Source organism: Stella humosa, from assembly GCF_006738645.1.
Classification (GTDB): domain Bacteria; phylum Pseudomonadota; class Alphaproteobacteria; order ATCC43930; family Allostellaceae; genus Allostella; species Allostella humosa.
On record NZ_AP019700.1, the window covers coordinates 3730474 to 3752778 of the forward strand.

Here is a 22305-nt window from a genome sequence, read left to right on the forward strand (position 1 = left end):
TCTCTCCTATGCCGCCGGTGCCGTGGCGGGCGGGGTTTCGGCCTTGCCGGCTGCCTCGGCATCCGCGACCGCCTGGGCTTCGGCGGTCTGGCGATGGAAGAACCGGCGGACGAAGGGGTGCGTGCTCTCGTCGCGCAGTTGCGCGGGCGGCCCTTCGGCGATGATGCCCTTGGCCTCCTTGTCCAGCATGATGACGCGGTCGGCGATGGCGAAGATGCTGGCCAGCTCGTGCGTGACGACGACGAAGGTGATGCCGAGGCTGCGCCGGAGCTGGAGGATGAGCTCGTCCAGCTCGGCCGAGGTGATCGGGTCGAGGCCGGCCGAGGGCTCGTCCAGGAAGAGGATCTCCGGGTCGAGCGCCATGGCCCGCGCGATGGCCGCCCGCTTGCGCATGCCCCCCGATATCTCCGAGGGCATGTGGAAGGCGAAGCGGTCGAGGCCCACCAGCTTCAGCTTGGCCAGCGCCACCGCGTTCAGCGCGTCCTCCGGCAGGCGGGTGAACTCCTCCAGCGGCAGGCGCACGTTCTGGATCAGGTTCATCGACCCGAACAAGGCACCCTGCTGGTACATGACGCCGATCATGCGCAGGATGGCCAGCCGCTCGTCCTCGCCCGCACCCACGAGGTCGCGACCACCGATGTCGATGCGGCCCTGCCAGGGCGCGTAGAGGCCGATCAGGTGCTTCAGCAGCGTGCTCTTGCCGCAGCCCGACCCGCCCAGGATGACGAAGACCTCGCCGCGCGCGACCGTGAAGCTCAAATCTTCGAACAGCACCGCGCGGCCGAAGCCGGTGCGCATGTGCTCGACCGTGATGATGGGATCTTCAGCCATCACCCGGCCTAGAGGTCGAGATAGAAGAAGAGGACGGCGAAGAGTCCGTCCGCCAGGATGATCAGCAGGATGCCCGAGACGACCGAGCGCGTGGTCGATTCGCCGACCGCGGCCGCCCCCGTCGTCGTCTGCAGCCCGCGCATGCAGCCCACCCCCGCCACCAGCAGGCCGAACACGGCCGCCTTGAAGAGGCCGCCCAGCAGGTCGCCATAGCCGGTCGAGCCGACCAGTTGGTGCAGGAAGGTGATGGGCGGGTAGCCCAGCGACATCATGACGACGAGACAGCCGAGCAGGCCTGCCACGTTCATGATCATCGCCAGGAACGGCATGACGACGATGCCGGCCAGCACGCGCGGCACCACCAGGAAGCGGACGGGCACCAGGCCCATGGTGGTCAGCGCGTCGACCTCCTCGTTCACCTTCATGGTGCCGATCTCGGCCGCGAAGGCCGATCCGGTGCGGCCCGCCAGCATGATGGCCGCCATCAGCGGCCCCAGCTCGCGGATCATCGACAGCGACACGAGGTCGGCGACATAGAGGTCGGCACCGAACTTGCGCATCGGGATCGCCGACTGGAAGGCCATGATGAGGCCGATGAGGAAGCCCATCAGCGCCATGATCGGCACGGCGCGCACGCCCGCCGCCTCCAGCGCGATCATGAAGTCGCTCCAGCGCAGGCGGCCCGGCCGGCGCAGGACCTCCACCAGATAGACCAGCACCTCGCCCACGAAGGTCACCTGGCGGCGCATCTCGCCGCCCATGCGATAGGCCGTCAGGCCCAGGCGCGATATCGGCCCCAGCCTGGGGCTGGCGCGGACCTCGGGTGCGGCCACCTCGCCTACCAGTTCGACCAGGGCGGCGAATTGCGGCTTCAGCCCGCGGATCGCGAATGGCCGGTCGCCCATGGCAGAGCGCAGCGCGGCCAGCAGGGCCACGCCCGCGCCGTCGCAATAGTCCACCCCGCCGGCATCGACGGTCAGCCCGCCAATGCCGGCCGCAGCCGCCATCGCCGGCGCCCACACCGCGGCCGTGCCGTCGGCATCGAGCCGACCTGCCAGGGTCAGCACCGTGCCCCCGGGGTCGGTCCCGACCCCGGCGCTGGCGGACCTGACGGCCGCTTCGGCCATGGGGCTACCCCGAACCTGCTGCACCTTGCAGTGCCTAGCACGAGTCTGGGGGCGGGTTCACCCGGCGTCGCGTGACGGCCTAGGCACGCCACCTACTCAGCGCCAGCATGCCGCCGCCGGCCAGCAGGCCCCAGAAGGCACCGCCGATGCCGAAGAAGGCGATGCCGGATGCCGTCACCAGGAAGGTGATGACGGCGGCCTCGCGGTCGCGGAGTTCGCTGACGGCGCCCATCATGGCGGCCGCAAAGGCGCCCAGCAGGGCCAGGCCCGCCACCGCCTCGATCAGCACCGGCGGGGCGGCCGCGACGAACGCGGTGGCCGCCCCCGCGGCCAGGCCGAAGGCGACGTAGCCGATTCCGGCGACGACGGCGGCCCAATAGCGCCGCTCGCGGTCCGGGTGGGCATCGGGGCCGGCGCACATGGCGGCCGTGATCGCTGCCAAGTTGACGGCGTGTGCGCCGAAGGGGGCGCCGAGCAGGCTGAAGATCCCCGTCGTGCGGAACAGCGGCCCCGGCTCCGGCCGGTAGCCGTTCACCTGCAGCACCGCCATGCCGGGGATGTTCTGGGACGCCATGGTGACGATGAAGAGCGGCAGGCCGATGCCGATCATCGCCGCCCAGTCGAAGACCGGCGTCACCAGCACCGGCCGCGGCCAGATGTCGGCCAGCGGCACCGACACGCCGTCCGCGCCCAGCCAGATCATGGCGGCCGCGACCACGACGGCCGCCGGCACGGCATAGATGCGGCGCAGGCGCGCCATGACCGCCCAGGCGACGACGATCGCCAGGCCCTGGAGCGGCAGGGCCGCCACGGCGCGGGCCGGCGCCAGGCAGAGGCCGAGCAGGATGCCGGCCAGCATGGCGTTGGCAAGCGAGGCCGGGATCGAGGCGACCCAGCGGCCGAGCGGCTTCCACAGGCCGGCCACGACGATCAGCGCGCCGCAGAAGAGGAAGGCGCCGACCGCGGCGGGAAAGCCGCCCGCCGGCATGCCCGACGCCGCCAGCAGGGCCGCCCCCGGCGTCGACCAGGCGACGCTGATCGGCTGGCGCCGTTGCAGGCTGAGGACGATGGCGCAAAGGCCCATGGCGATGGCGAGCGCCATCAGGCCCGAGGCGGCCTCGGCCCGCGATGCCCCCACCGCGATCAGCCCCTGAAGGACGACCGCGAAGGAGCTGGCGAAACCGACGAAGGAGGCGAGCAGGCCCGCGGTCGCGGCCTGGGCGGAGAAGGTGCGCATGTCGCCGGCAATCTATCCTATGCTGGCCGGCCACGCCCCAATCGCCATCATCTTTCAATCGCCATCCTTTTCCAATCGACTGCCCCCTCAGCGGTGTCCAGACCCCTTCCCCACCCGGCACCGTCCGGAACCGTGCCCAGAAAGCCCGGCATCGTGCTGCTGGCCGGCATCACCGCCTTCGGCGCGGTCGCCATCGACAGCTTCCTGCCGCTTCTGCCGGCGCTGGCCGTCACCTTCTCGGTGTCGTCGGCGGACGCGCAGATGGCGGTCGGCGCGGTGATGATCGGCTTTGCGCTCGGCCAGATGCTGTACGGGCCGCTGTCGGACCGCTTCGGCCGGCGCCGGCCGCTGCTGTTCGGCATGGTGCTGTTCACGGTGGCGGCGGTGGCGGCGGCCACCGCCGACAGCTTCGCCACCATGGTCGGGTGGCGCTTCGTCCAGGGGGTGGGCGGGGCCGCCGGATCGGTCATCGCGCGCGCCATCGTCCGCGACCTGCATGCCCGCGACGAGGCATCGCGCCAGCTCTCGTACATGACGACGGTGATGGGCACGATCCCGATCGCCGCCTCCTTCATCGGCGCGCAGTTGCTGACCCATGTCGGCTGGCGGTCGGTGCCCGCCGCCATGGCGGCCTATGGCGTCCTGCTGATCCTGCTGGTCGCGCGCGGCCTGCCGGAGACGAACCCGCGGGCGGGAACGGTGCGGCGGCCGCTGTCCGACCTGCTGCTGGGCTATCGCCAGGCGATCCTGCACCCGGCCTGCATCGCCCATGTCGCCACCAACATCGTGCTGACGACGGCGTTCTTCGTGTTCCTGTCGGCGTCCCCCTTCGTCCTGATCGGCGGCGGGCGGGTGCCGGCGGAGCTCTATGGCTTCGTCTTCGCGCTGGCGATCGGCGGGCTGATGGCGGGCGCCCTGCTGAACGGGCGGCTGGTGCGCCATTTCGGCGCCGAGGTGCTGATGCGCCGGGGCAAGGTGGCGCTGCTGGGCCTGTCGCCGCTGCTGGCCCTGTCGGCCACGGAGACGGCGGGGCTGGCGGCCTTCCTGCCGGCCCTGTTCCTGTTCCAGACCGCGCTCAGCTTCGTCGTCATCAACGCCATCGCGAGCGCGCTGGGCGAGCTGCCGGAGCGGGCGGGTACCGTCTCGGCGCTGATCGGGGCCGGGCAGTTCGCGGCAGGCGCACTGGCCGGGCGCTGGGCCACGGCCGCGATCGGCCAGGACCTGCTGGCGATGGCGCTCTTCATGGCCGCCTTCGCGCTCGCCGGAATTGCCATCCACCGCCTCTGCGCGCCGCGCATGGCGGGGTCGCGATGACCCGCCGCCCGCCCGGCATCGTCTTCCTGGCGGCGCTGGCCGGCTTCGGCGCGCTCAGCGTCGACGGCTTCCTGCCCCTGCTGCCCGGCCTGGCCGTGGCCTTCGGGCTGACGGCAGGCGAGGCGCAGACCGCACTCGGCGGGCTGATGCTGGGCATGGCGATCGGCCAGCTCGCCTATGGCCCGCTGTCGGACCGCTTCGGCCGGCGCGGGCCGCTGCTGGCCGGCATCGGCCTGTTCTCGACCGCCAGCCTGATGGCGTCGCTGGCGGCCGATTTCGAGGCGCTGGTGTTCTGGCGCTTCGTCCAGGGCCTGGGGGCCTCGGCCTCGCCCGTCATCGTGCGCGCGGTCATCCGCGACCTGCACCAGCGCGACGCCGCCGCCCGCCAGCTCTCCTACATGACGAGCCTGATGGGGGTGATGCCGATCGCGGCCCCCCTGGTCGCGGCCCAGCTCGTCCTGCAGGGCGGCTGGCGCGCGGTGCCGGTCGCCATGGCCCTGTTCGGCATCGCCATGGGCACGCTGGCCTTCCTGCGCCTGCCCGAGACGCTGGCGCCCGAGCGCCGGGTGCGGCTGCCGGTCTGGCAGGTGGCCCGGCTCTATCTCGACGTCTTCCGCGACCGCGCCGCCATCGGCCATGTCGCCACCAACATCGTGCTGCAGACGGCGGTCATGGTCTTCGTCTGCGCCTCCCCCTTCGTGATGATCCAGGGGCGCGGCGTGCCGGTCGAGCTGTTCGGCTTCATCATCATGGTGGAGGTTGGCGGGCTCATCGCCGGGGCCGCCCTCAACGGCCGGCTCGTCACCCACTTCGGCAGCGAGCGGCTGATTCGCCTGGCCCTGCCGGTGCTGGCCGGGATGGCGGGCGTGCTGGTGCTGGTCGCATGGACCGACGCCGGGGGGCTGGCCGGCTTCCTGGTGGTCCTCTTCCTCTTCAAGACCGTCACCAGCTTCGTCGGCATCAACGCCATCGCCGGCGCCCTGGCGGCCCTGCCCGAGCGCGCCGGCACCGTGTCGGCCCTGATCGGGGCTGCCCAGTCGGCCGGCGGCGCGCTTGCCGGGCGCTACGCCACGGCCGTCATCGGCACCGATACCCTGACCATGACGCTGTTCATGGCGGCCTTCGCGCTGGGGTCGATCGCCGTCTATCTGGTGCTGCTGCGCCGCTGACGCGGTTGGCACGGCCGGCCGTTTCCCGCACAATCGGCCCTTCGACTCCCCGTCCCCCGCCCGATGGCCCCTGCCCGATGCGTTTCACCGGTACCGACAGCTATATCGCCACGCCCGACCTGATGGTCGCGGTCAACGCCGCCGTCTCGCTCCAGCGCCCCTTGCTGGTGAAGGGCGAGCCCGGGACCGGCAAGACCGTGCTGGCGCACGAGATCGCGGCAGCACTCGGCCGGCCGCTCATCCCCTGGCACATCAAGTCGACGACCAAGGCGCAGCAGGGGCTCTACGAGTATGACGCCGTCGCCCGCCTGCGCGACGGCCAGTTGGGCGACGCCCGCGTCCACGACATCCGCAACTACATCAAGCGCGGCAAGCTGTGGGACGCCTTCACGGCCGAGACGCCACCCGTCCTGCTGATCGACGAGATCGACAAGGCCGACATCGAGTTCCCGAACGACCTGCTGCTCGAGCTCGACCGGATGGAGTTCCACGTCTACGAGACGGGCGAGACCATCGCGGCCAAGGTGCGGCCGGTCGTCGTCATCACGTCGAACAACGAGAAGGAGCTGCCCGACGCCTTCCTGCGCCGCTGCTTCTTCCACTACATCCGCTTCCCCGACCGCGAGACGATGGAGCGCATCGTCGCCGTGCATTTCCCCGACATCCGCAACGAGCTGGTGCGCGAGGCGATGGCCCTCTTCTACGAGATCCGCGACGTGCCGGGCCTGAAGAAGAAGCCGTCGACGTCCGAGCTGCTGGATTGGCTGAAGCTCCTGATGATCGATGAGATCCCGCCCGAGGTGCTGAAGCAGCGCGACCCGGCCAAGCTGATCCCGCCGCTCCATGGCGCGCTGTTGAAGAACGAGCAGGACGTGCACCTGTTCGAGCGGCTGGCCTTCCTCAACCGGCGCGAACGCCACTAGCCGCCGGCAGTCGCAGATGTTCCTGCGCTTCTTCACCGAGCTGCGCGAGGCGCGCGTGCCGGCCAGCCTGCGCGAGTACCTGACGCTGCTGGAGGCGATGAAGGCGGGCGTCACCAACCTCGACATCGAGGAGTTCTACTACCTGTCGCGCGCCGCCCTGGTGAAGGACGAGCGCCATATCGACCGCTTCGACCGCGTGTTCGGCCGCGTCTTCAAGGGGCTGGAGGGCGTGGACGGCGAGATCGCGGCCGAGATTCCCGAGGAATGGCTGCGCAAGCTGGCCGAGAAGTTCCTGACGCCCGAGGAGATGGCGCAGGTCGAGGCGCTGGGCGGCTGGGACAAGCTGATGGAGACGCTGAAGAAGCGGCTGGAGGAGCAGAAGGACCGCCACCAGGGCGGCAGCAAGTGGATCGGCACGGCCGGCACCTCCCCCTTCGGCGCCCATGGCTACAACCCGGAGGGCGTGCGCATCGGCCAGGACCAGGGCCGCCAGCGCAAGGCCGTGAAGGTCTGGGACAAGCGCGAGTTCAAGGACCTCGACGACGGCGTCGTCATCGGCACGCGCGAGATCAAGCTGGCGCTGCGCCGCCTGCGCAAGTTCGCCCGCGAGGGGGCCGCCGAGGAGCTGGACCTGCCCGGCACGGTGGGATCGACCGCGCGCAATGCCGGCTGGCTCGACATCCGCATGGTGCCCGAGCGGCACAACACGGTGAAGGTGCTGCTGCTGCTCGATATCGGCGGGTCGATGGACGACCATATCCGCCTGTGCGAGCAGCTCTTCTCAGCCGCCAAGACCGAGTTCAAGCACATGGAGTTCTTCTACTTCCACAACTGCGTCTATGAGCGGCTGTGGAAGAGCGCCCAACGCCGCCGGGTCGAGAGCACGCCGACCGAGGAGGTGCTGCGCACCTACGGCCCCGACTACAAGGTGATCCTGGTCGGCGACGCCAGCATGAGCCCCTACGAGATCGTCCAGGCCGGCGGCAGCGTCGAGCACTGGAACGAGGAGGCGGGCGAGGTGTGGATGCAGCGCATCCTGTCGACCTGGCCGCATGCGGTATGGCTGAACCCGGTGCCGAAGGAGCGCTGGTCCTACCTGCAATCGATCGAGATGCTGCGCCAGCGCATGGAAGGGCGGATGTTCCCCCTGACGCTGGCCGGCCTCGACGAGGCGATGCGGGAACTGGGGCATTGAGACGGCTGCTGCTGGCCGGCCTGCTGGGTCTGGTTGCCGTGCCGGCGGCAGCACAGAAGCCGGATGCGGTGCTGGACGCCCTGCGCGGCCGCCCCGCCAGCCTGCTCGACCTGTCGCTCGCCCGGCTGGAAGGCTTCGTCAACCAGACCGGCCGGCCGCTCGGCTTCGTCGGCTGGGCCGGCGCCCAAGATGGGCGCATCGTCGTCTTTGCCTATGCCGAGGAAGACCCGGCGACCGAGGCGCGCTGCCGCACGATCGTGAGCGAGCTGAAGCGGGCGGCCGCGGTCCATCCCGACACGGGCGAACCCTACCGGCCGGCATCGGCCTGGGCGGGGCTCTTTTCGTATCCCGGCCTCGACCAGTTCCGTGTCGATCCCGGCTGGGACGAGACGGTGGACGCCATGTTCGAGATCCGCGCGACCGTCGGCACCACCGGCGATGGCAAGGGCGTGGTCTGTTCCAGCCCGCTGCTGGGCCGCGACGTTTCCATCCGGCGGGAGTGAGGACGATCATGGATCGCCGCGACATCGAGTTCGACGCCGACGGCACGACGCTGCGCGGCTGGTTCTACCGGGCGGCGGGCGCCGCCGGGCCCGCCCCGACCATCGTCATGGCGCACGGCTTTTCGGCCGTGAAGGAGCAGTATCTCGACGGCTTCGCCGAGATGTTCGCCGCCGCCGGGCTGAACGCGCTCGTCTACGACCACCGCAACCTCGGCGCCAGCGACGGCGAGCCGCGCCAGGAGATGGACCCCTGGGCCCAGGTGCGCGACTATCGTTCGGCCATCACCTATGCCGCCACGCTCGCCACCACCGACCGCGAGCGCATCGGCGTCTGGGGCACCAGCTATTCCGGCGGCCACGCGCTGGTGGTGGCCGCGATCGACCGGCGGGTGAAATGCGTGGTGGCCCAGGTGCCGCACATCAGCGGGTCGGAGAGCGGCCGGCGGCGGGTGCGGCCGGACCAGCTTCCGGGCCTGCTCGCCCGCTTCGACGCCGACCGCGAGGCGCGCTTCCGCGGCGAGCCGCCCGGCCTCTTCCCGGTGGTGGCGGCCGACCCCGCCGCGCCCTGCGCCTTGCCTGGTGCCGACTGCTGGGAATTCTTCGACGGGTCGACGACGCGCGCGCCCTCCTGGCGCAACCAGGTGACGCTGCGTACGCTGGAGATGGCGCGCGAGTACGAGCCCGGCGTCTATGTCCCCCGCATCTCGCCGACGCCGCTGCTGCTGATCGTCGCCCCGCATGACCGGCTGACGCCGCCGGACCTGATGCTGGAGGCCTATGAGCGCGCGTTGCAGCCCAAGCGCCTGGTGCTGCTGCCGGGTGGCCATTTCGATCCCTACATCGCCGGACTGGCCGAGGCGGGTGGTGCCGCCCGCGACTGGTTCGTCCAGCATCTTGCCGGCTGAGAGGCCAGAGGAAACCGCCATGGGTCAGAACGCCTTCGGGCAGCCGGTGCGCCGCAAGGAGGACCAGTCGCTGCTGACGGGTCGCGGCCGCTTCATCGACGACTACAGCCCGGAGGGGCTGGCCCATGCCTGGATGGTGCGCTCGCCCCACGCCCATGCCCGCATCCGCTCGATCGACATCGCCGAGGCCGCGGCGGCCGATGGCGTCGTCGCCGTCCTGACCGGCGCCGACCTGCTGGCGGACGGCATCGGCGGCATTCCCTGCACCTACCAGCCGCCCTGGCCCGCGGGCACGGCACCCGCCCGCCCGAACCTTCTGCCGGCATGGCCGGCGCTGGCCCATGACACGGTGCGCTATGTCGGCGACGGCGTCGCCATGGTGGTGGCCGAGACGATCGAGGCCGCCCGCAGCGCCGCCGAACTGATCCAGATCGAGTGGGACGAATTGCCGGCCGTGGTCGATCCGGAGGCCGCGCGCGCCGACGATGCGCCCCGGGTGCATGCCGACATGCCGGACAATGCCTGCTTCGACTGGGAGACGGGCGACGGGCCGGCGACCGACCGCGCCTTCGCGGCCGCCGCCCGCATCGTCACGCTGGACGTCGTCAACAACCGCGTCGTCGTCGCCTCCATGGAGACGCGCGGTGCGACGGGCGAGTGGGTCGACGGGCGTTACCGGCTGGCAACTGCCAGCCAGATGCCACACCAGTTGAAGGAACAACTGGCCAAGCATGTCCTGCATGTGCCGGAGGACGACATCCACGTCGTCGTGCGCGACGTCGGCGGCAGCTTCGGCATCAAGAACTCGCTCTATCCCGAGCAGATCCTGGTGATGTGGGCCGCACGCCGGCTGGAACGGCCGGTGAAATGGATCGGCGACCGCGCCGACGCCTTCCTGACCGACGCCCACGCGCGCGACAACCGCACGCGGGGTGAGCTGGCCGTCGATGCCGATGGCCGCTTCCTGGCCTTGCGCGTCACCACCACGGCCAATATCGGCGCCTACATCGCCAACAAGGGGCTGCTGTCGCCGACCGTAAACGCGCCCGCCCTGGTCGGGGCCTACGCCACGCCGGCCATCCATCTGCGCGTAACGGGGGTCTTCACGAACACGGTGCCGACCGACGTCTATCGCGGCGCCGGCCGGCCGGAAGCGGTCTACCTGGTGGAGCGGCTGGTCGACGTAGCGGCGGCCGAGCTCGGCATCGACCGCGTGGCGCTGCGCCGTCGCAACGTCATCCGACCGGCCCAGATCCCCTACAAGACGCCGATCTGGCTGACCTACGATGCCGGCGACTTCGAAGCCAACCTCGACACCGCCCTGCCGGCGGTCGACTGGGACGGGTTCGAGGCCCGCCGGGCCGCGGCCAAGGCCGCCGGCCGGCTGCGCGGCATCGGCATGTCCTTCTATGTCGAGCGCTGCGCCGGCGCCTCGCACGAGGACGCCACGCTGGAAGTAGCGCCCGACGGCCGCGTCACCGTGCTGGTCGGCACCATGGCCAACGGCCAGGGCCATGTGACGGCCTATGCCCAGATCGTGGCCGAGATGCTGGGCCTGCCGATCGAGCATATCGACGTGATCCAGGGCGACACCGACCGGGTGAAGCACGGCCAGGGCACCGGCGGCTCCCGCTCGCTGGTGATGGGCGGCAGCGCCGTGCATGGCGCCACCCGCACCGTCATCGACAAGGCGCGCGCGATCGCCAGCCACCTGCTGGAGACGGCCGAGGTCGACATCGAGTTCCAGGAGGGCACCTTCTCGATCGTCGGCACCGACCGGCGCGTCAGCTTCCGCGACGTGGCGGCGGCCGCCCACGATCCCGCCCGCCTGCCGCCCGGCACCACACCGGGCCTGGATGCCGACAACCGCTTCAAGGTGCCGGGCTACACCTACCCCAACGGCTGCCACGTCGCCGAGGTCGAGATCGACCCCGAGACCGGCCGCCCCCAGGTCGTGGGCTACACCATCGTCCATGATTTCGGCCGCGTCCTGAACCCGCTGATGCTGGGCGGCCAGGTCCATGGCGGCGTCGCCCAGGGGCTGGGCCAGGCGCTGTTCGAGCACACGGTCTACGACGCGGATTCGGGCCAGCTCCTGTCCGGCTCGTTCATGGACTATTGTATCCCGCGCGCCGACGACGTGCCGAACTTCGCCTTCCACATGCGCGAGGACCCGGCACCCGCCAACCCGCTGGGCGTGAAGGGTGCCGGCGAGGCCGGCTGCGCCGGGGCGCCGCCCGCCATCGTCAATGCCGTCGTCGACGCCTTGAAGCCGCTCGGCATCCGCCATGTCGACATGCCGCTGACGCCCGAGCGGCTGTGGCGGACGATCCACGCCAGATAAGGACCGGAACCGGCCATGTACCGCCTCTATAACAGCCCCGGCACAGCCGGGATGGCACCCCACATCCTGCTGCGCGAACTGGCCGTGCCGCACGAGATGGTCTTCGTCGACCGCGACGCCGGCGCCCACAAGACGCCGGAATACCTGGCCCTCAACCCGCTCGGCCGCCTGCCGACGCTGGTCGATGGCGACCTCGTGCTGTTCGAGGCGGCCGCCATCTGCCTCTACCTGGCCGACCGCCACCCGGAAGCCCGGCTCGCCCCGCCCGTCGGCCACCCCGACCGGGCGCGGCTCTACCAGTGGCTGATGTTCCTGACCAACACCATCCAGGCCGACCTGATGATCTGGTTCTACCCCGAGCGGGTGGCCGACGATTCGCACCAGTCGGAAGCACGGGTGCGGATCGAGGAGCGGCTGGCCGCCATGTTCGCCCCGCTGGACGCGGCACTGGCCGGCCGCGAATGGCTGGTGGGCGAACATTTCTCGATCGGCGACGCCTTCCTCTTCATGCTGGCGCGCTGGTCGCGCAACCTGCCGCGCAAGGCGCGCGACATGCCCAACCTCGGCCCCTATCTCGCCCGCATCGCCAGCCGGCCGGCGGTGCGCGAGATGTTCGCGGTCGAGGGACTGTCCGCGCCCTACTACTGACCGCGATGGCGGCCCGGCTGACCACGGCGCGGCTGCGGCTGGACCCGCCGGTCCTGTCGGACGTGCCGGCGCTGTTCGCTTTCATGGGGGATGCGGAGGCCATGCAGCACACGCACCGCCAGCGGAGCCTGCGGGCGTGCCGCCGTCACGTCGCCGGGCATGAATGGCAGCGGCGACGGACGGGGATCGCGCCCTGGACCGTGCGTGCACTCGACGACGACCGCATCGTCGGCTGGGGCGGGCTCTACAACGACCCGTTCGACCCCGGCTGGGGGGTCGAGATCGCCTATTATTTCACGCCGGATTGCTGGGGCCGGGGCTACGCCAGCGAACTGACCCGGGCCAGCCTAGAAGTCGCCCGCGCCGCGCACGGACTGGGCGAGGTCGTTGCCTTCGCCCATCCGGACAATCCCGGGTCGCGGCGCGTGCTGGAGAAGGCCGGGTTTGTCGCCGAGCGTTTCCTGCCGGACATGCAGCGCCACTTCTTCCGGCGGCGGCTATGACCGCCACCGTCCACACGATCGGCCATTCCAACCATCCGATCGGCCGCTTCGTGGAGATCCTGAAAGCCCACGGCGTGGACGCGGTGGCCGACGTGCGCTCCCGCCCCTACTCCCGCTTCGCCCCGCAGTTCCGCCGCGACCCGCTGCGCCAGTCGCTGGAGGGAGCCGCTATCGCCTATGTCTTCCTGGGCGCCGAGCTGGGGGCACGCACCGACGACCCGTCCTGCTGGTGCGACGGCGCCGTCGACTACCACCGGCTGGCCGCCACCCCGCTGTTCCAGGCCGGCCTCGACCGGGTTCGGAAGGGTGCGGCCGACCGGCATGTGGCACTGCTGTGCATGGAGCGCGACCCGCTCACCTGCCACCGCTGCATCCTGGTCGGCCGGCACCTCGCCCGGCGCGGGCTGGCGCTGGCGCACATCCATTACGACGGCACGGTCGAGACGGGCGCGGACGCCGATGCCCGCCTGATGCGCGAGACCGGCACCGTGCAGGGCGACGTGCTGGCCCCGGATGCCCTGGCGCGCGCCTACGACATCCGGGGGCAGAAGATCGCCTATCGCAAGTAGCCGGGCCGGCTACGCCGCCGCCGGCACCGGCCGTAGCGCTGCCATGTTGGCCAGGGTCTTCACGCAGGCGGATGCCACCTCCTCGCCCTTCACGACGAAATGGTCGAAGAAGAAGCGGCGGTGTTCCTCATGGTCGTGGAAGTGCTTGGGCGTCAGGACGGCCGACAGCACGGGTACCTCGGTATCTAGCTGCACGCGCATGAGGCCGGAAATGACCGCCTCGGCCACGAACTCGTGGCGATAGATGCCGCCATCGACGACGAAGCCGGCCCCAACGATGGCGCCGTAGCGGCCGGTCCGGGCGAGCAGCTTGGCCTGCAGCGGGATTTCGAAGGCGCCCGGCACCTCGAAGAGGTCGATGGCGTCGCGCGGGTGGCCCGCCCGCGCCATGGCCGCCAGGAAGGCGTCGCGGCAGCGGTCGACGATGTCGCGGTGCCAGCAGGACTGGATGAAGGCGATACGCTGATGCATGGGTGTGCTCCTCGGCCTCGTATGACCAGAAGGGCGCACGGGAAGTGCCCGCCCCGCCGGGCGCAGTGGCCCGGCAGCGGATTCCGCCCGTTCTCTTCCATCCGGACTGTGACCGTCGGCTCGGGCATCGCACCCGATCTGCTGACCCCGGCCGCCAAGGGCCGCCGGGCGCTCGCGGGCTAAGGCGCGGCCAGGCCGCCCCATCACCGCCGGTGGGGAGTTTCACCCCGCCCCGAGAACGTTCGCCGCCGGGATGCCCCGGCGACAGAACGGGTCTAGCGGAGGCGGGCGAACCCCGTCAACGGCCCAGCACGGCGGCGAAGGCATCGATCGCGCGATCGATGCCGGCGCGGTCGACATCGAGATGGGTGACGGCGCGGATGTTGGTGGGGCTGAGGGCGCCGACCACGATGGCATGCGCCTTCAGGCGCTGGACGATCTCGGGCGCGCCGAGGCCGGTGCCCGTCACGTCGAGATAGACCATGTTGGTCTCGACCGCATCAAGATCGACCGCCACGCCGGGCAGGCCCACTAGGCCCTGGGCCAGGATGCGGGCATGGGCATGGTCGTCGGCCAGGCGGTCGATGTGATGATCGAGGGCATGGAGGCCGGCCGCGGCCAGGATGCCCGCCTGCCGCATCGCCCCGCCCCAGCGGTGCTTCAGGCGCCAGGCCTCCTCGATGAAGTCGCGACCGCCGGCCAGCACGGCGCCCACCGGGCAGCCCAGCCCCTTGGTCAGGTCGATCCACAGGCTGTCGCACAGCCGGCCATAGTCGGCCGCCGGCGTGCCGGAGGCCACGACCGCGTTCATCAGCCGGGCGCCGTCCATGTGGACCGACAGGCCGCGGCCACGCGCGGCCTGGGCCACCGCTGCCACGGTCGCCAGCGGCCAGACCGTGCCGCCGCCGAGATTGGCCGTGTTCTCGATCGAGACCAGTCGCTGCCGCGGCGCGTGGCGGGTGTTGGGGCGGGCGGCCGCGTCGACGTCGGCGGCCTGGAAGATCCCCCGCTTGCCGGGCAGCGTGCCGATCAGCACACCGGCCAACGCCGCCGGGGCGCCCGCCTCGAAATGGATCAGGTGCGAGGTGACGTCGGCCAGCACCTCGTCGCCCGGCCGGCAATGGACCGCCAGCGCGATCTCGTTGCACATCGTGCCGGACGGCAGGAACAAAGCCGCCTCCTGGCCCAGCAAGGCGGCCACGCGCTCGCACAGCGCATTGACCGACGGGTCCTCGCCCCGCTGTTCGTCGCCGACCGGCGCCTCAGCGATGGCGCGCCGCATGGCCGCGGTCGGCAGGGTCTGGGTGTCGCTGTAGAGATTGACGGTCATCGGACGGCCCCGGCCGGCTTGGGTGGAGGGACGGGCGCAGGCGTGGGCGCCGGCCGGGCGGGTGCCGCGGGCGGCACGGCGGCGGACGCCGGGCGGGCGAGGCGGGCGGTGTCGAGCGCGCGACCCGGCACCCACACCACCTGCGCGCGGGCGGCGGGCGCCCCCTGCTCTGCCTGCTGGATCAGCGCGAAGGGAATGTCGATGCGCTGGCGGTGGCGCGGCCCCTTCTCGACCTGGAAACGGATCGGCCCTCGGGTGCCGATCGCGGGCGCGGTGTCGAGCGCCTTGACGAGGGCCGTCCCCTCCGCCGACTGCGCCCGGCGCAGGGCATCGACGAGGGCGAACACGGCGTCGGCCCCCTGGTGGAACAGCCGCGTCTCGGGCATGTCGGTCGGCAGCGCCGAGCGCACGGCCTGGCCGCGCGCCGTCAGCGGGATCGCCGGATTGTGCAGCGCGATCGACAGCAGGTACTGCCCTGCTTCGCGCGCGTCGTCCCAGAAGACCGCGGAATCGACGATGCCGGCACCGTCCAGTACCAGGCGGCGCGCGGTGGGCGCGATCCCGGCCTGGCGCATCTGGCCCAGGAAGCGGGCGCCGGCCGTGCCCCCCTGGATCGCCACGACGAGGTCGGGCACGTCCCGGCGCAGGGCGGCCAGCGCCGGCGGCTTCAGGGCCGGCACGTCGAGCGACAGGAAGCTGCTGGCGATCGGCGGCTCCAGCGCGGCCAGGGCCGCCTTCAGCGGCTCGGCCCGGGCCTCGGCACCACGGTCGGCCGCCGGGGCGGCAATGGCGACGCGCTCGGCCCCCAATGCCGCCGCAGACCGCGCCAGCGCCTCGGCCAGGGAGGTGTTGTCGGGGGAAATATGGAAGACATCGGCCACGCCGGAGAGCCGAAGCGCGGCGTCCCAGCCATTGACGTTGACGAAGGGCCGGCCGGCACGGGCCGCGGCGGCAATCTGCGGCGGGGCCGTCTGCGAGCCCTGGCCGCCGATCAGGGCGGCCGCCTTGAACTCGCCCAGCAGGCGGGCGGCCACCTCGGCGGACCCCGCCTGCGTGCCGCGATCGTCGGCGAAGACGATCCTGACCGGCAGGGCCTTGCCCGCCTCTTCGCCATTGGCGACCTGGGCCGCGGCCTCGATGCCGGCGCGGATGAAGCTGGCCGGCAGGGCGGCCGCAGCCGGCGCCTCGCTCAGCACCACGCCGATCACGATGGGGTCGGCACCGATCGCGGGGACGGCAGACGACAGGATGCCGGCGGCCAGGGCCGCGGCAGGAAGGATGCGAAACTGCATCAGGCGCCGGGACGAGCCCGGCCGATGGCGCGACTCAGGAGCATGACCGGCAAGATACCGGCGACCACGATGGCAAGCGAGGCCGTAGAGCTTTCCGCCAGCCGCTCGTCCGACGCCAGCCGATAGGCCCGGATCGCCAGCGTGTCGAAATCGAACGGCCGCACGATCAGGGTCGCCGGCAGTTCCTTCATCACGTCGACGAAGACGAGCAGCGCCCCCGTCAGCAGGCCGCCGCGCAGCATCGGCAGGTGGACGCGCCACAGCGTCCCGCGCGGCCCCTGCCCCAGCACGCGTGACGCCTGGTCGATATGCGGGGTGACGCGGGCCAAGCTGGATTCGGCGGCATTGAAGGCGACCGCCAGGAAGCGGACCAGATAGGCCATCAGCAGGGCGAACGCCGTGCCGCTGAAGAGCAGCCCCGTCGACAGGCCCAGGGTGCGCCGCGCCCAGGCATCGAGCGCGCTGTCAAAGGCGCCGAACGCGATCAGGATGCCGACCGCGATCACCGCCCCCGGCATCGCATAGCCCAGCGTCGCCAGCCGCACGGCGGTGCGCACCGCCGGCCCGGGCGCCAGGCGGGCGGCATAGGCCAGCACGACCGCAACCGACACCACCAGGACGGCCGCCATGGCGCCCAACAGCAGACTGTTGCGGGCAAAGCCCAGGAACTGCGGCCCGAACAGCGGGTCGCCGCCGGTCATGGCCATTTGCAGCAGCACGCCGCCCGGCACGAAGAAGCCGAGCAGGATCGGCAGCGCGCAGACCAGGATCGCCACCACCGAGCCCGCCATGCCGAGGCGCTGCACCGGCAGCCGGCGGTAGCGCGGCGTCGTGTGGTGGAAGCGCGCCTGCCCGCGCGACCAGCGCTCGACCACCACCAGGACCGCGACGCAGGTGACCAGCAGGGCCGAGAGCTGGGCGGCCGCCACCGGCGTGCCCATGGCAAACCAGGTGCGATAGATGCCGGTCGTGAAGGTATCGATGCCGAAATGCTGGACGGCGCCGAACTCTGCCAGTGTTTCCATCAGCGCCAGCGCCACGCCGGCCACCAGCGAGGGCCGGGCAAGCGGCAGGGCCACGCGGAAGAACATGCGCCACTGGCCGCAGCCCAGCGTGCGGCTCACCTCCAGCACGCAGACCGACTGGCTGAGGAAGGCCGCGCGCGCCAGCAGGTAGACATAGGGGTATGCGGCCAGCGTCAGGACGAAAGCGGCCCCGCCGACCGAGCGGATCTCCGGGAACCAGTAGTCGCCCCGGCTCCAGCCCATGCCGGCGCGCAGCGCCGTCTGCACCGGCCCCACGAACTGCAGAAAATCGGCATAGGCGTAGGCCATGACATAGCCGGGGGCGGCCAAGGGCAGCAGCAGCGCCCATTCGAACACCCGCCAGCCGGGGAATCGGTACATGGTGACCAGCCAGGCCGCCGCCGTGCCGATCACCAGCGTGCCCAGCCCGACCCCCAGGGCCAGCCACAGGGTGTTGGCGACATAGCGCGGCAATACCGTCGACGCCAGGTGGATCCACACCCCGTCGGAGGGGGCGAGCAGGTTGGCGAAGACCGCCATCAGCGGGATGCTGACCAGGGTCGCAATGCCGATCGCCAGCCACGCCCACACCCGCGCGCCGGAGCGGGTGCGCGGCCGGTCGGGAATGGCGGCAGTGACGGGGCCGGACAGGGCGGCGTCGGTCAAGGGCGGACGGCTCCGGCGGGGATGGCGGTATTGCGAATGCGGATCATGGTCGTGACGGCGCGAATTTGTCACGTTTCGTCGCAGCCGGCCATGCCCGCCAGACGGCATTCCGTCGCACCGGCCCTTTCCATGTCACCCCGGCGAGCCTTATATATCTCCGTATATGACGATGACCCCCGCCGACATCGCCACCGCCCCCCTGATCGACCCGTTCGCGCGCCGGATTTCCTATCTGCGCGTGTCGGTCACCGATCGCTGCGACTTCCGTTGCCTCTACTGCATGGCGGAGGACATGACGTTCCTGCCCAAGGCCGAGATCCTGAGCCTTGAGGAGCTGGACCGGCTGTGCAGCGCCTTCGTGCGCATGGGCGTGCGCAAGCTGCGGCTGACCGGCGGCGAGCCGCTGGTGCGCCGCAATGTCATGAGCCTGGTGCGCAACCTGTCGCGCCACCTGGGCAGCGGCGCGCTCGACGAGCTGACCGTCACCACCAACGGTAGCCAGTTGGCCAAGCACGCGGCCGAACTGGCGGCCTGCGGCGTCAAGCGGATCAACGTCTCGATCGACACCCTGGACCGGGCCAAGTTCGCGGCGATCACCCGCTGGGGCCGGCTGGAGCAGGTGCTGGAGGGCGTGGCGGCCGCCAAGGCCGCGGGGCTCGCCATCAAGATCAACGCCGTGGCGCTGAAGGGCGTCAACGACGACGAGATCGACCGCATGATCGCCTGGTGCGGCGACGAGGGCTTCGATCTGGTCCTGATCGAGGTGATGCCGCTGGGCGAACTGGGCGGCGACGCCCGCCTCGACCAGTACCTGCCGCTGTCGATGGTGCGGGCGAAGATCCAGCAGAGCTGGACGCTGGACGAAAGCGACCACAAGACCGGCGGGCCGGCGCGCTACTACACCGTGCGCGAGACCGGCCAGCGCCTGGGCTTCATCACCCCGCTGACCCATAATTTCTGCGAAAGCTGCAACCGCGTGCGGCTGACCTGCACCGGCACCCTCTACATGTGCCTGGGCCAGGAGGACGCGGCCGATCTGCGCCAGCCCCTGCGTGCCACCGACGATGACGGCCAGCTCGACACGGCCATCCGGGCCGCCATCGCGCGCAAGCCCAAAGGCCACGACTTCATCATCGACCGCCGCCGCCGCACCGCCGCCGTCTCCCGCCACATGAGCGTGACGGGCGGCTAGCGCCTAGACGTCGCAGAGCCGCGGCTTGGCCGCGTCCTGGGTGACGACCAGCTTGCAGGTGTCGTAGCCGGCAGCCGCCAGCCTGCCCCGCAGTTCCCGCAGTGTCGCGGCCGGCAAGGTCGGCGTGCGCGACAGGATCCAGCCATATTCCCGCGACGGGTGGCCGACGACCGACCAGCGATAGTCGGGATCGAGCGCGATGATCCAGTAGTCGCCGGCCGCCGGCCAGATCGGGATGCCGAACACCGACAGGAAGCTGACCTCCAGCTTGCCTTCGCCGGGCGTGCCTGTGGGGCGGGCAACGCCCGTCGCCTCCCGCGTCGATCCATCGGCCTCGCGGCAGCGATTGACGACCGTGATGCGGCCATCGGGCGTGGGCGCATAGTCGGCCGTGGTGTCGCTGGCGCATTTGCGCTGGAACCAGGCCGGCATCGCGGCCACCTCGTGCCAGCGGCCGGCATAGCGATCGAGGTCGACGCCCGCCACCACCGGCAGGTTGGCGCCGCCGGTTCCGGCACAGCCTCCCAGCATCGCCACCGCCGCCGCCATCCCTGCAAATCGCTTCATGCCGTCCTCTGCGCCGCCAATATCCGGACGGATACGAACTGCAAGACGGGCCGGATCGTTCCCGCCGGCGCTATTCCACCGTGATCTCGGTCGTGACCGAGTTGGCGATGAAGCACAGCTCGTGGCTCTCGTGATGGATCTCCGCCACCGTCTCGGCCGAGGGCGGCGTGCCGGAATAGGCGATCCGCGGCCGCAGGACGACCCGGGTCATGGCCATGCGGCCGGCCGCGTTCTTTTCCATATGGCCGATGGCGGCATCGCGATAGGCGTCGACGACGATGCCGCGCTTCTGCGCCAGGTTCAGGAAGAACAGCATGTGGCAACTGGAGATGGCGGCCACGAACGCTTCCTCCGGGTCGACGTTCTCGGCCACCGAATAGGGCACGCGCACGACATGCGGCGAGGACGAGGCCGGCACCACCTGCCCGCCGTCGAAGCGCCATTCATGGCCGCGGCTGTAGCGCCCGTCGGCAAAATTCTGTTCGCCGCGCTGCCAGACGATCTCGGCTTCGTAGCTGCTCATTTCCAGACCTCCCGATGGCGGAAGAAAATGCACGGCCGCGCATATTGCGCTACTAGAAATCGACCGACGGGGCTCCTGCCCCACCCTGCCGACACCGGAACGAGCGAGCCCCATGCCCACCTACCGCTCCAGAACGACGACCCATGGCCGCAACATGGCCGGCGCCCGCAGCCTGTGGCGCGCAACCGGCATGACCGACGCGGATTTCGACAAGCCGATCATCGCCATCGCCAACTCCTTCACGCAGTTCGTGCCGGGCCACGTCCACCTGAAGGACCTGGGCCAACTGGTCGCGCGCGAGGTCGAGGCGGCGGGCGGCGTCGCCAAGGAATTCAACACGATCGCGGTCGATGACGGCATCGCCATGGGCCATGACGGCATGCTCTACAGCCTGCCCTCGCGCGAGTTGATCGCGGATGCCGTGGAATACATGGTGAACGGCCACTGCGCCGACGCGCTGGTCTGCATCTCCAACTGCGACAAGATCACCCCCGGCATGCTGATGGCGGCACTGCGCCTCAACATCCCGACCGTCTTCGTCTCGGGCGGGCCGATGGAAGCCGGCAAGGTCGTGCTCGACGGCAAGACCCGGGCGGTCGACCTCATCGACGCCATGATCGTGGCCGCCGACGCCAAGGTGCCAGACGCCGACGTGGCCGCGGTCGAGCGGTCCGCCTGCCCCACCTGCGGCTCGTGCTCGGGCATGTTCACCGCCAATTCGATGAACTGCCTGACCGAGGCGCTGGGCCTGGCGCTGCCGGGCAACGGCACGGTCCTGGCGACCCATGCCGACCGCCGCCGCCTGTTCGTCGAGGCCGGTCACCTGGTCGTCGACCTGGCGCGGCGCTGGTACGAGCAGGACGACGCCTCGGTGCTGCCGCGCTCGATCGCCAACTTCAAGGCGTTCGAGAACGCGATGACGCTCGACATCGCCATGGGTGGGTCGACCAACACCGTGCTGCACCTGCTGGCGGCCGCCCACGAGGGCGAGGTGCCCTTCACCATGCAGGACATCGACCGCCTGTCGCGTCGGGTGCCGGTGCTGTGCAAGGTGGCGCCGTCGGTCGCCAACGTCCATGTCGAGGACGTGCACCGCGCCGGCGGCATCATGGGCATCCTGGGCGAACTCGACCGCGCCGGGCTGATCCATGGCAGCTCGCCGATGATCCATGCCGAGAGCCTGACGGCGGCACTCGACCGCTGGGACGTGAAGCGCACCGACAGCGAGGCCGTGAACACCTTCTATCGCGCGGCCCCGGGCGGCGTGCCGACCCAGGTCGCCTTCAGCCAGGAGCGGCGCTGGACGGCCGTCGACGACGACCGCGAGGGCGGCGTCATCCGCGACCTGGAGCATGCCTTCTCGAAGGACGGCGGCCTGGCGGTGCTCTACGGCAACCTCGCCGAGGAAGGCTGCATCGTGAAGACGGCCGGCGTCGACAGCAGCATCCTGAAGTTCACCGGCCCGGCCCGCATCTTCGAGAGCCAGGACGAGGCGGTCGAGGGCATCCTGGGCGGCAGGATCGCCGCCGGCGACGTGGTCCTGGTGCGCTACGAGGGCCCGCGCGGCGGCCCCGGCATGCAGGAAATGCTGTACCCGACCAGCTACATAAAGTCGGTCGGCCTCGGCAAGCAGTGCGCGCTCGTCACCGACGGCCGCTTCTCGGGCGGTTCGTCCGGCCTGTCGATCGGCCACTTGTCGCCGGAAGCCGCCGAGGGCGGCCTGATCGGCCTGGTCGAGGACGGCGACACCATCGAGATCGACATCCCCAGCCGCTCGATCCGGCTGGTGGTGGCCGACGACGTGATCGCCACCCGCCGCGCCGCCATGGAGGCCAAGGGCGACGATGCCTGGCAGCCCAAGGTCCGCCAGCGCAAGGTGTCGGTCGCCCTCCAGGCCTATGCGGCGCTCGCCACCAGCGCCGCCCGCGGCGCCGTGCGCGACGTGTCGACGCTTCGCCGCCGCTGATCGCC

21 protein-coding genes and 1 riboswitch are annotated in these 22305 nt (G+C 71.0%); of the genes, 12 read left to right on the top strand and 9 right to left on the bottom strand.

The window, feature by feature from the left end; genetic code table 11:
- Positions 1 to 6: 6 nt before the first annotated feature.
- The 3 genes from STVA_RS17490 to STVA_RS17500 all read right to left on the bottom strand — a co-directional run bounded on the left by STVA_RS17490 (position 7) and on the right by STVA_RS17500 (position 3195).
- Positions 7 to 831, bottom strand: a complete 825-nt coding sequence (locus tag STVA_RS17490) for an ABC transporter ATP-binding protein (RefSeq protein ID WP_123693707.1) — start codon at positions 829 to 831, stop codon at positions 7 to 9.
- A gap of 8 nt (positions 832 to 839) precedes the next feature.
- The gene (locus STVA_RS17495) at positions 840 to 1958 is read right to left on the bottom strand and encodes an ABC transporter permease (RefSeq protein WP_197735662.1); all 1119 of its coding nucleotides are present in this window, start codon (positions 1956 to 1958) and stop codon (positions 840 to 842) included.
- A gap of 79 nt (positions 1959 to 2037) precedes the next feature.
- A complete protein-coding gene (locus STVA_RS17500) occupies positions 2038 to 3195 on the bottom strand; it encodes a benzoate/H(+) symporter BenE family transporter (protein WP_123693958.1) in 1158 nt (385 codons plus the stop codon).
- A gap of 132 nt (positions 3196 to 3327) precedes the next feature.
- On the opposite strand from STVA_RS17500, the gene STVA_RS17505 reads away from it, so the two are divergent.
- From STVA_RS17505 to STVA_RS17550, 10 genes are all read left to right on the top strand, one after another.
- Positions 3328 to 4509: a multidrug effflux MFS transporter gene (locus tag STVA_RS17505; protein ID WP_170216645.1), complete on the top strand. Its 1182-nt coding sequence runs from the start codon at positions 3328 to 3330 to the stop codon at positions 4507 to 4509.
- Positions 4506 to 5678, top strand: coding sequence for a multidrug effflux MFS transporter (locus STVA_RS17510; RefSeq protein ID WP_123693703.1), 1173 nt, complete (start codon positions 4506 to 4508; stop codon positions 5676 to 5678). Before STVA_RS17505 ends, STVA_RS17510 begins: the two co-directional genes overlap by 4 nt.
- Before the next feature lie 77 nt (positions 5679 to 5755).
- The gene (locus tag STVA_RS17515; protein WP_123693701.1) at positions 5756 to 6601 is read left to right on the top strand and encodes an AAA family ATPase; all 846 of its coding nucleotides are present in this window, start codon (positions 5756 to 5758) and stop codon (positions 6599 to 6601) included.
- 16 nt (positions 6602 to 6617) lie between these two features.
- On the top strand, positions 6618 to 7796 hold the full coding sequence (locus STVA_RS17520; protein ID WP_123693699.1) for a vWA domain-containing protein: 1179 nt from the start codon (positions 6618 to 6620) through the stop codon (positions 7794 to 7796).
- A complete protein-coding gene (locus STVA_RS17525) occupies positions 7793 to 8299 on the top strand; it encodes a hypothetical protein (protein ID WP_123693697.1) in 507 nt (168 codons plus the stop codon). The genes STVA_RS17520 and STVA_RS17525 overlap by 4 nt, the downstream gene beginning before the upstream one ends.
- Before the next feature lie 8 nt (positions 8300 to 8307).
- A complete protein-coding gene (locus STVA_RS17530) occupies positions 8308 to 9204 on the top strand; it encodes an alpha/beta hydrolase (RefSeq protein ID WP_123693695.1) in 897 nt (298 codons plus the stop codon).
- A gap of 19 nt (positions 9205 to 9223) precedes the next feature.
- The gene (locus STVA_RS17535) at positions 9224 to 11548 is read left to right on the top strand and encodes a xanthine dehydrogenase family protein molybdopterin-binding subunit (RefSeq protein WP_123693693.1); all 2325 of its coding nucleotides are present in this window, start codon (positions 9224 to 9226) and stop codon (positions 11546 to 11548) included.
- A gap of 15 nt (positions 11549 to 11563) precedes the next feature.
- Complete coding sequence (locus tag STVA_RS17540) at positions 11564 to 12196, top strand: glutathione S-transferase family protein (RefSeq protein WP_123693691.1); 633 nt, start codon at positions 11564 to 11566, stop codon at positions 12194 to 12196.
- A gap of 5 nt (positions 12197 to 12201) precedes the next feature.
- On the top strand, positions 12202 to 12699 hold the full coding sequence (locus STVA_RS17545; RefSeq protein ID WP_123693689.1) for a GNAT family N-acetyltransferase: 498 nt from the start codon (positions 12202 to 12204) through the stop codon (positions 12697 to 12699).
- On the top strand, positions 12696 to 13268 hold the full coding sequence (locus tag STVA_RS17550) for a DUF488 domain-containing protein (RefSeq protein ID WP_123693686.1): 573 nt from the start codon (positions 12696 to 12698) through the stop codon (positions 13266 to 13268). The genes STVA_RS17545 and STVA_RS17550 overlap by 4 nt, the downstream gene beginning before the upstream one ends.
- A gap of 9 nt (positions 13269 to 13277) precedes the next feature.
- Here STVA_RS17550 and STVA_RS17555 read toward each other — a convergent pair whose 3' ends face one another.
- From STVA_RS17555 to STVA_RS17570, 4 genes are all read right to left on the bottom strand, one after another.
- Complete coding sequence (locus STVA_RS17555) at positions 13278 to 13739, bottom strand: 6,7-dimethyl-8-ribityllumazine synthase (protein WP_123693685.1); 462 nt, start codon at positions 13737 to 13739, stop codon at positions 13278 to 13280.
- Between the two features lie 85 nt (positions 13740 to 13824).
- Positions 13825 to 13983: riboswitch (FMN riboswitch) on the bottom strand.
- A gap of 54 nt (positions 13984 to 14037) precedes the next feature.
- Positions 14038 to 15069 carry a threonine aldolase family protein gene (locus tag STVA_RS17560; protein ID WP_123693683.1) on the bottom strand — a complete coding sequence of 344 codons (1032 nt, stop codon included), beginning with the start codon at positions 15067 to 15069 and terminating at the stop codon, positions 14038 to 14040.
- On the bottom strand, positions 15066 to 16361 hold the full coding sequence (locus STVA_RS17565) for an ABC transporter substrate-binding protein (protein WP_123693681.1): 1296 nt from the start codon (positions 16359 to 16361) through the stop codon (positions 15066 to 15068). Before STVA_RS17565 ends, STVA_RS17560 begins: the two co-directional genes overlap by 4 nt.
- Complete coding sequence (locus STVA_RS17570) at positions 16361 to 18052, bottom strand: ABC transporter permease (RefSeq protein ID WP_245978492.1); 1692 nt, start codon at positions 18050 to 18052, stop codon at positions 16361 to 16363. Before STVA_RS17570 ends, STVA_RS17565 begins: the two co-directional genes overlap by 1 nt.
- Positions 18053 to 18215: 163 nt before the next feature.
- On the opposite strand from STVA_RS17570, the gene moaA reads away from it, so the two are divergent.
- On the top strand, positions 18216 to 19244 hold the full coding sequence (gene moaA, locus STVA_RS17575) for a GTP 3',8-cyclase MoaA (RefSeq protein WP_420822797.1): 1029 nt from the start codon (positions 18216 to 18218) through the stop codon (positions 19242 to 19244).
- Positions 19245 to 19247: 3 nt separating this feature from the next.
- Here the strand turns inward: moaA and STVA_RS17580 are convergent, their stop codons facing one another.
- Both STVA_RS17580 and STVA_RS17585 read right to left on the bottom strand, forming a co-directional pair.
- Positions 19248 to 19811 (bottom strand): lipocalin family protein, encoded by a 564-nt coding sequence (locus tag STVA_RS17580; RefSeq protein ID WP_123693677.1) that lies wholly within the window; start codon positions 19809 to 19811, stop codon positions 19248 to 19250.
- Between the two features lie 70 nt (positions 19812 to 19881).
- Positions 19882 to 20334, bottom strand: a complete 453-nt coding sequence (locus tag STVA_RS17585) for an OsmC family protein (RefSeq protein WP_123693675.1) — start codon at positions 20332 to 20334, stop codon at positions 19882 to 19884.
- A 112-nt stretch (positions 20335 to 20446) separates the two neighbouring features.
- Here STVA_RS17585 and ilvD point away from each other — a divergent pair, with 112 nt between their 5' ends.
- A complete protein-coding gene (ilvD, locus tag STVA_RS17590; protein ID WP_123693673.1) occupies positions 20447 to 22300 on the top strand; it encodes a dihydroxy-acid dehydratase in 1854 nt (617 codons plus the stop codon).
- Positions 22301 to 22305 lie beyond the last annotated feature (5 nt).

What these genes read in the sequence shown, in the direction of transcription:
- STVA_RS17510 (WP_123693703.1), top strand. Translation starts at nt 4,506, where the DNA reads ATGACCCGCCGCCCGCCCGGCATCGTCTTCCTGGCGGCGCTGGCCGGC.
- STVA_RS17560 (WP_123693683.1), bottom strand. Translation starts at nt 15,069, where the DNA reads ATGACCGTCAATCTCTACAGCGACACCCAGACCCTGCCGACCGCGGCC.
- STVA_RS17530 (WP_123693695.1), top strand. Translation starts at nt 8,308, where the DNA reads ATGGATCGCCGCGACATCGAGTTCGACGCCGACGGCACGACGCTGCGC.
- STVA_RS17550 (WP_123693686.1), top strand. Translation starts at nt 12,696, where the DNA reads ATGACCGCCACCGTCCACACGATCGGCCATTCCAACCATCCGATCGGC.
- STVA_RS17565 (WP_123693681.1), bottom strand. Translation starts at nt 16,361, where the DNA reads ATGCAGTTTCGCATCCTTCCTGCCGCGGCCCTGGCCGCCGGCATCCTG.
- STVA_RS17535 (WP_123693693.1), top strand. Translation starts at nt 9,224, where the DNA reads ATGGGTCAGAACGCCTTCGGGCAGCCGGTGCGCCGCAAGGAGGACCAG.
- STVA_RS17500 (WP_123693958.1), bottom strand. Translation starts at nt 3,195, where the DNA reads ATGCGCACCTTCTCCGCCCAGGCCGCGACCGCGGGCCTGCTCGCCTCC.
- STVA_RS17545 (WP_123693689.1), top strand. Translation starts at nt 12,202, where the DNA reads ATGGCGGCCCGGCTGACCACGGCGCGGCTGCGGCTGGACCCGCCGGTC.
- STVA_RS17520 (WP_123693699.1), top strand. Translation starts at nt 6,618, where the DNA reads ATGTTCCTGCGCTTCTTCACCGAGCTGCGCGAGGCGCGCGTGCCGGCC.
- moaA (WP_420822797.1), top strand. Translation starts at nt 18,216, where the DNA reads ATGACGATGACCCCCGCCGACATCGCCACCGCCCCCCTGATCGACCCG.
- ilvD (WP_123693673.1), top strand. Translation starts at nt 20,447, where the DNA reads ATGCCCACCTACCGCTCCAGAACGACGACCCATGGCCGCAACATGGCC.
- STVA_RS17585 (WP_123693675.1), bottom strand. Translation starts at nt 20,334, where the DNA reads ATGAGCAGCTACGAAGCCGAGATCGTCTGGCAGCGCGGCGAACAGAAT.
- STVA_RS17580 (WP_123693677.1), bottom strand. Translation starts at nt 19,811, where the DNA reads ATGAAGCGATTTGCAGGGATGGCGGCGGCGGTGGCGATGCTGGGAGGC.
- STVA_RS17495 (WP_197735662.1), bottom strand. Translation starts at nt 1,958, where the DNA reads ATGGCCGAAGCGGCCGTCAGGTCCGCCAGCGCCGGGGTCGGGACCGAC.
- STVA_RS17555 (WP_123693685.1), bottom strand. Translation starts at nt 13,739, where the DNA reads ATGCATCAGCGTATCGCCTTCATCCAGTCCTGCTGGCACCGCGACATC.
- STVA_RS17540 (WP_123693691.1), top strand. Translation starts at nt 11,564, where the DNA reads ATGTACCGCCTCTATAACAGCCCCGGCACAGCCGGGATGGCACCCCAC.
- STVA_RS17515 (WP_123693701.1), top strand. Translation starts at nt 5,756, where the DNA reads ATGCGTTTCACCGGTACCGACAGCTATATCGCCACGCCCGACCTGATG.
- STVA_RS17490 (WP_123693707.1), bottom strand. Translation starts at nt 831, where the DNA reads ATGGCTGAAGATCCCATCATCACGGTCGAGCACATGCGCACCGGCTTC.